Origin of the sequence: Longimicrobium sp. (genome assembly GCA_036389795.1) — a bacterium.
GTDB lineage: Bacteria > Gemmatimonadota > Gemmatimonadetes > Longimicrobiales > Longimicrobiaceae > Longimicrobium.
The window spans coordinates 1-5,957 of the sequence record DASVWD010000068.1 but is presented as its reverse complement, the minus strand read 5'-3'; the positions used below and the strand labels follow the sequence as shown (position 1 = coordinate 5,957).

Genomic DNA, 5,957 nt, shown 5'->3' with positions numbered 1-5,957 from the left:
GATCCCTCGGGTCGCTACCGCTCCCCTCGGGATGACATCTGTTCAGGGGGATGTCGACTCTTCAACCGGGTCGGTCTGAGCCGCCGCGGTCACGGCGGCACGCACCTCGCGACGAGCCCGGGGGAGCCGGGCGGAAGGCCTGTCGGTCCCGTCCCGGCGGCGTAGTGCAAGGCCCGGGAGGCGCGCATGAAGACCTTCTCACCCCGGCGTCCGCCCGCGGATTCGGCCCCCGCGGCCCCGGTCCGCCGCACCGAAGCCGACCCGCCCGCGCCCGCGGCGGCGCCCCGGGCGGGGCGCGCCGCGTCGGCGCTCGCGCTCTCGCCACCCTCCACGGCGCGGCCTTCGGGCTATCCCCGCCAGATCCCGCTCCCGTCGGTGCACCCGGCGCCGGAGGGCGACTCGTCGCCGGAGCTGCACCGCCTGGTGGCGCGGCTCGGGCCGGGCGCGCCGCTGCCGCCGCTGGCCCGGCTGGCGTTCGCCCAGGCGTCGGGCCGCTCCGCCGACGCCGTGCGCGTGCACGACGACCGCCCGAGCCACCAGGCGGCGGAGGAGCTGGGAAGCGAGGCGTTCACGCTGGGGAGCCACGTGGTGCTGGGCGACCCCGCCACCGCCCGCACGCCGCGCGACCGGCTGCTGGCCCACGAGGCCGCCCACGCGCTCCAGCAGCAGCCCGGCCCCGGCCGGCGCGCGGAGGATCCCGAGGGCGAAGCGGAGTCGTTCGCCGGGCTCTTCGCCGGCGAGGGCGCCGGGCGCGAGGGCGGAGCGGAGCCGTTCGCCGGGCTCCTCGACGGCGGGGGCGCCGGGCGCGAGGGCCCGCTCGCCGCGCTGGGCACCGCGCCGGCCGGGCTCGCCCGGAAGGTGATCGCGAAGGTCATGGTGGACCTTCCCCAGGACCACCTCCTGATCATCGACATCGACGACGGCGACTTCGTGGGCGGGTGCGTGAAGGCCATCGTCCCCCACATGGGCGTGAAGCTGATCAAGAAGAAGGTCGGGCAGGTCTTCAACATCCACATCGGCTTCGTCACGAACGCGAAGGGCCAGTTCTGCATCTTCTTCTACGAGAGCGTCTCGAAGATCTGCGAGATGCTCTGCTTCGCGAGCAAGCAGGAGCTCGAGGAGAACCTGGAGAAGATCAAGGAGTGGCTCAAGGACCTGATGGAGAAGGTCTTCGAGGCGCTGAAGATCGTCCTGCTCGCGGTCCTGATCACCCTGCTGATCTACCTGATCGTGGAGGCGATCATCGCCGCGTTCGGCCTGGTGCTGGTGTTCGCGTGATGGAGTACCTCGACCGGCTGCATCCGGCGTTCGCCGCCTCGCCGGAGCCGTTCGTCCTGGCGGCCGAGGCGGCCCTGGCCCGCGCCCTGGGGCGGAGCCGCTCGTTCCGGATGGAGCTCCTTCCGTCCGGCCTGGAGCGGGCGATCGGGCCGGAGCGCCTGCGGCGTCTGCTCCCCGGCCTCCCCGCCGAGGCCCGCGCGCAGCCGACGCGGGCGGGATACGTGGTGCACGAGGAGCGGCTGGACGAGGGCAGCGCGGCGGAGCTGCGGCGCCTGGTGCGCGCGGAGGAGGGGCGGGAGCCGCCGCTCACCTACGTCGAGACGCTCACCCTCCTGGACGCCGACGGCCGGATCGTCCTGCGCGCCGGCGACTCCGGCGATGCGTGGCTCCTCTCCTTCGCCGGGGCCGACCGGGCCGCGCTGCTCGCGGATTTCGCCGAGCGCGGCATCCCCGCCGACGTGCTGGAGCCGGTGGACGTGGATCCGGCCGCCCTCCATCCCTGACCCGTGGCCGGTCCGGCGAGGGGAGCGGCGCGCCGCGGTCCGCACGAGCAGAGAGCCCTGCCGGGGTCTCCGGCGGGGCTCTCTGCTCACGCGTCGGCGAGGACCGCGCCGCTCAGGGGAGGTTGGCGTACAGCTCCACGTAGCCGCAGCGCTGGCAGCGCACGGCCGCCACGGGGATGCGGCGGCGGCCCTTGAGCTTGAGCCCCGCCCAGAAGCTCTTCTCCGGCTGCCCCTCCACCCACTCCAGGGTCAGGCGGGTGTTGGACTCGCCCCGGTCCAGCAGGAAGCCGAAGTCCATCGGCGTTCCGCACTTCACGCAGGTCACCATGGGAACGTCTCCCGGGAGAAGGGCCTGCCTGGCTGCCGCGGCATGAGGCGAGCGGGCATCCGTGCCGCTACCGCGCAAAACCCACCTGGCGAGGTGAGAAGATTCTTCGGCCCTGCGGTCATTCGTGCGGATGCCGGTCCCGTGTGACCGGGCCTCAGAATGACAGCAGATCCCGATGGTTTCCCTGATTCCGCATGATCGACTCGCCGGCCTCCGCACTTCGCACTCGCCTCACTCCGGCCGCAGCGTCATCCGGCTGACGACGCGCGCCTCGGCCTTGTCGCGGTCGAGCGGGATGCGCCAGAGGCGGCCGGTGCGCCACAGCGGCGTCTGGTCGCGGTAGTGGCGCGAGGTGGGGATCCCCGACTGGCCGGTGGGGACCACGAAGCCGCCCTCGTCGTCCACGTTGCCCATGTCCACCACGTGGCGCTGGCTGGGGCCGTAGCCGTTCACGAACGGGGGCCGGCGCGCGCCGTAGCCCGCCACCTTCACCGTGTGGGGCGAGCCGCCGTTCGGGAAGGGGCCGATGTTGAGCCGGAGCGCCCGGTCGAACACCCGCACCACGCCCAGCGGGTGCTCGATGCGCGTGGGGTGGAGCTCGCCCCACGTCTTCCCCCCCACCGCCTGCACCGCCTCGCGCAGCGCCGCCGCGGACAGCTCGTCGAGCGTCTCCACCTTCGGCGTGGCGACGTCGTCCACCCAGGCGCCGCCGCCGCGGTCCAGCACCGCCTCCAGCGCCGTGCGGGGGAAGTAGACGTCCTTCCCCCGCCACTCGTCGTCGCCCACCTTCGTCCTGAGCGCCTCGAACCAGGCGTAGAAGACCGCCGCCTCGCGCGAGTCGGCGCGCGCCTCGCCGTTCCAGGCCAGGAGCATCCGCGCGGTGGCCGAATCTCCCGCCATCCGCGCCGCGCGCACCGCGTGGGCCCTGTAGCGCAGGGCGAAGGCGTCGCGCACGTCCATCTGCTGGCGCGCCACGTCGGCCGCGGTGAGGCCGCGCCCGGCGGAGACCAGCTCGCGGATGCGCATGGCCCGGTACGGCTCGGCCCAGTTGCTGGTGATGCGGTACGGGTAGTCGGGCCCCACCTGCCGGTTGTTGGCGGTCACCACGAAGCCGTCGGCGGGGTTCCGCACGTGCGGGTGCTGGTCGAAGGAGAGCCACCCCGTCCAGTCGCCCTCGCCGGTCCACCCGCGCGCGGGGAGGATGCCGTCGCCGGAGCGGCGCACGGGGACGCGCCCGGCCATCCAGTAGCCGAAGTTCCCGTCGGCGTCGGCGTAGACGATGTTCTGGTGCGGGTTGTCGAAGCCGCGGATGGCGCGCAGGAACTCCTCGGCGCCCTGCGCGCGGTTCATCGCCAGGAGCGCCACCACCTCGCTGGAGGGGGTGTGCGCCGTCCACGCCATCGCCATCACCCGCGCGCCCGCCCGGTCGTCCACGTCGGTGAGCACGGGGCCGTGGCGCGTCCAGCGCACCGGGTGCACCACGGGGTCGCCGCCCTTCACGCGGATCGTGTCCGGCCGGACGACGAAGTCCGCCCACCCCTCGGGGGTGCGGTAGCGGCGCGGGTTGGCGGAGTCGACCTGCTCCACGAAGAAGTCGACGTCGTCGACCATGGCGTTGGTGTAGCCCCACGCCAGCCGCCTGCCGTGGCCGGCGACCACGACGGGGACGCCGGGGAGCATCATTCCCGCCATGTCGATCCCGCCGCCGTGGATGGCGCCCAGGTACCAGATGGAGGGCGCCCGGAGCGCCAGGTGCATGTCGTTGGCCAGGATCGGCTTGCCCGACTTCGTGCGGCCGCCGCCGATCACCCACGAGTTGGACGCGCGCGAGATCGACGCGCCCTCCAGGAGCCGCGCGGCGAGCGCGGGGATGCGCGGGAGCGGGGCGCCCGCGATCCGCCCGGCGGCGGTGGTGTCGGGCTGCACCTCGAGCGGGGGCATGGCCGGGGCGCCGCGCGCGCCGCCCCTGCCTTCCCACTCGGCGTCGGCGCCCAGGATGGTGACGCCCCAGTCGGGGTAGCGCGGGTAGACGTCGCGCGCCAGCCCGGGGCCCACGGCGTCGACGGCGCGCTGCACGTCGAGCCCCAGGTTCCAGTCGGCCAGGTCCCACGCCATGATCTTGGCGATGGACATGGAGTTGCGGACGGTCCACGGCTCGGGGCGGAAGCCGAGCGCCAGGAACTCGGGCGGCAGCGGCCCGGGGTGGCTCTCGATCCACGCGTTCACGCCGTCGGCGTACGCCTGCAGCAGCGCGCGCTGCTCGGCGGTCAGCGCCTTCTCGTTCTCGCCGGCCGCGCGCCCCATCCCGATCGTCCGGAGGAATTTGTCGGTCTCGACGAGCTGCGGGCCCATGACCTCGGCCATGCGCCCGTCGGCCACGCGGCGGAAGAGCTCCATCTGCCAGAGCCGGTCCTGCGCGTGCACGTAGCCCATGGCGCGGAAGAGGTCCGCCTCGTCCCGGGCCCACACGTGCGGCACGCCCAGCGAGTCGCGCCAGACCTGCACCTCGGCGCCGAGGCCCCGCAGCGCGGCGCCGCGGGCGGGGTCGGGCTCCGCGCGGCCGATGTACCAGCGGCCGGCGACGAGGGCGACCACCAGGAGCACGACGAGCCCGAGCAGCACGTAGGCGAGCTTCTTCAGCATGGCGGGGAGCGCGTTGGGGCGGGTCCCAGGGGTCCCAGGAATTCCAGGGGTCCCAGGGTCCCAGGGCGGCTGAAGCCGCGGCAACAACTGCAGAAAGCCTCACAAACCCCGTGAGGCTTCCACTACAACTACAACTTCGACCGCGACCGCGACAGAGCTTCGGCGGGGATCGTCCTCGCTCGGCTCCGCCGGCTATTGCCAGGTGACGGGGAAGGCGGCGTGCGACTCGTAGCGGTAGCGCGCAGCCCGGAAGCCGGTGCCGGGGAGCGCGTCGGCGGCGATGCGCACCAGCCGCAGGGTGCCGCGCTGCCCCGGGCGGAAACCCATGGTATTGAAGCCGGTGAAGGTGCCGGTGTCGGGCTGGTGGCTGTCGACCATTACCTCGAGGTCCGGGTCGTGGCCGATTCCGCCCACGGTGACGCCGGTGGCGCCGGCGGGGACGTACTCCACGGTGAGGCTGCGGGTGCGCGGGGCCTGGCCGCCCGGGGCGGGGGTGCGCAGCACCGGCCGCACGGGCACGGGCACCTCCAGGTCGTGCGAGCCCCCGGCGCGGGTGTACGTGCAGCGGAGCGTCCCGCCCTCCCGCGGGCGGGGGACGCGCCCGACGTAGCCGTCCTGCCCGGCGAACGCGAGCGGCGTCCCGTTGCACGCCACCGTCTCGCCGGCGCGGAAGCGGACGATGCGGTCGACGTGCTCGAAGGTGACCGCCACGTCGACCATCCCGCCGGCGGCGGTGCTCGTGTCGCGCGCCTCGACCGCCACCTCCAGGTCGGCCGGCGGGGTGTCGGGGTTCGAGGCGAACTGGTAGGCGCACCCCGGGAGGGCGGCGAGGACCAGCGCGAGCGGGAGGAGCGCCGGCCGGCGCCGGGAGCGAGCACGCTGCTGCACGTGGACCTCGGGGAATGGGGGAACGCCGCGTCCGCCGCGGGACGGCGCGCAAGGTGGCACCCGGACGGCCGGGCGTCAATGCGAGGCTTGCGTCAGAACGAGCGGGGGGAGGGCGGGGTGACAGGGAGAAGCCGGGCACCCCCGCGTCGGATGCCATTTGCCGTGCGGCGGCGGGGGGCCCTCACCTGGCGCCGCTACCGCGTCGCCACCCTCTCCCAACTTCGGGAGAGGGTACTTCACGGGAGTCCGCGCGAGGATTGCAGCCGGGGTCGCTACGGGAGGTCCGGGGCGGGACCCAGCTTCTCGGCGAGCACCTG

The 5,957-nt window shown here is 74.1% G+C and carries 5 protein-coding genes; 2 read left to right on the top strand and 3 right to left on the bottom strand.

Translation table 11 applies throughout. The features are described 5' to 3' along the window. Positions 1-186 precede the first annotated feature (186 nt). Together VF746_08310 and VF746_08305 are read left to right on the top strand one after the other, a co-directional pair. Positions 187-1,278 (top strand): DUF4157 domain-containing protein, encoded by a 1,092-nt coding sequence (locus VF746_08310; GenBank protein HEX8692405.1) that lies wholly within the window; start codon positions 187-189, stop codon positions 1,276-1,278. Further along, complete coding sequence (locus tag VF746_08305; GenBank protein ID HEX8692404.1) at positions 1,278-1,781, top strand: hypothetical protein; 504 nt, start codon at positions 1,278-1,280, stop codon at positions 1,779-1,781. Before VF746_08310 ends, VF746_08305 begins: the two co-directional genes overlap by 1 nt. 112 nt (positions 1,782-1,893) lie before the next feature. Here the strand turns inward: VF746_08305 and VF746_08300 are convergent, their stop codons facing one another. From VF746_08300 to VF746_08290, 3 genes are all read right to left on the bottom strand, one after another. Further along, complete coding sequence (locus VF746_08300; protein HEX8692403.1) at positions 1,894-2,109, bottom strand: hypothetical protein; 216 nt, start codon at positions 2,107-2,109, stop codon at positions 1,894-1,896. A 231-nt stretch (positions 2,110-2,340) separates the two neighbouring features. Next, the gene (locus VF746_08295; GenBank protein ID HEX8692402.1) at positions 2,341-4,752 is read right to left on the bottom strand and encodes a penicillin acylase family protein; all 2,412 of its coding nucleotides are present in this window, start codon (positions 4,750-4,752) and stop codon (positions 2,341-2,343) included. 192 nt (positions 4,753-4,944) lie between these two features. Then, complete coding sequence (locus VF746_08290; protein ID HEX8692401.1) at positions 4,945-5,640, bottom strand: hypothetical protein; 696 nt, start codon at positions 5,638-5,640, stop codon at positions 4,945-4,947. Between the last annotated feature and the right edge of the window lie 317 nt (positions 5,641-5,957).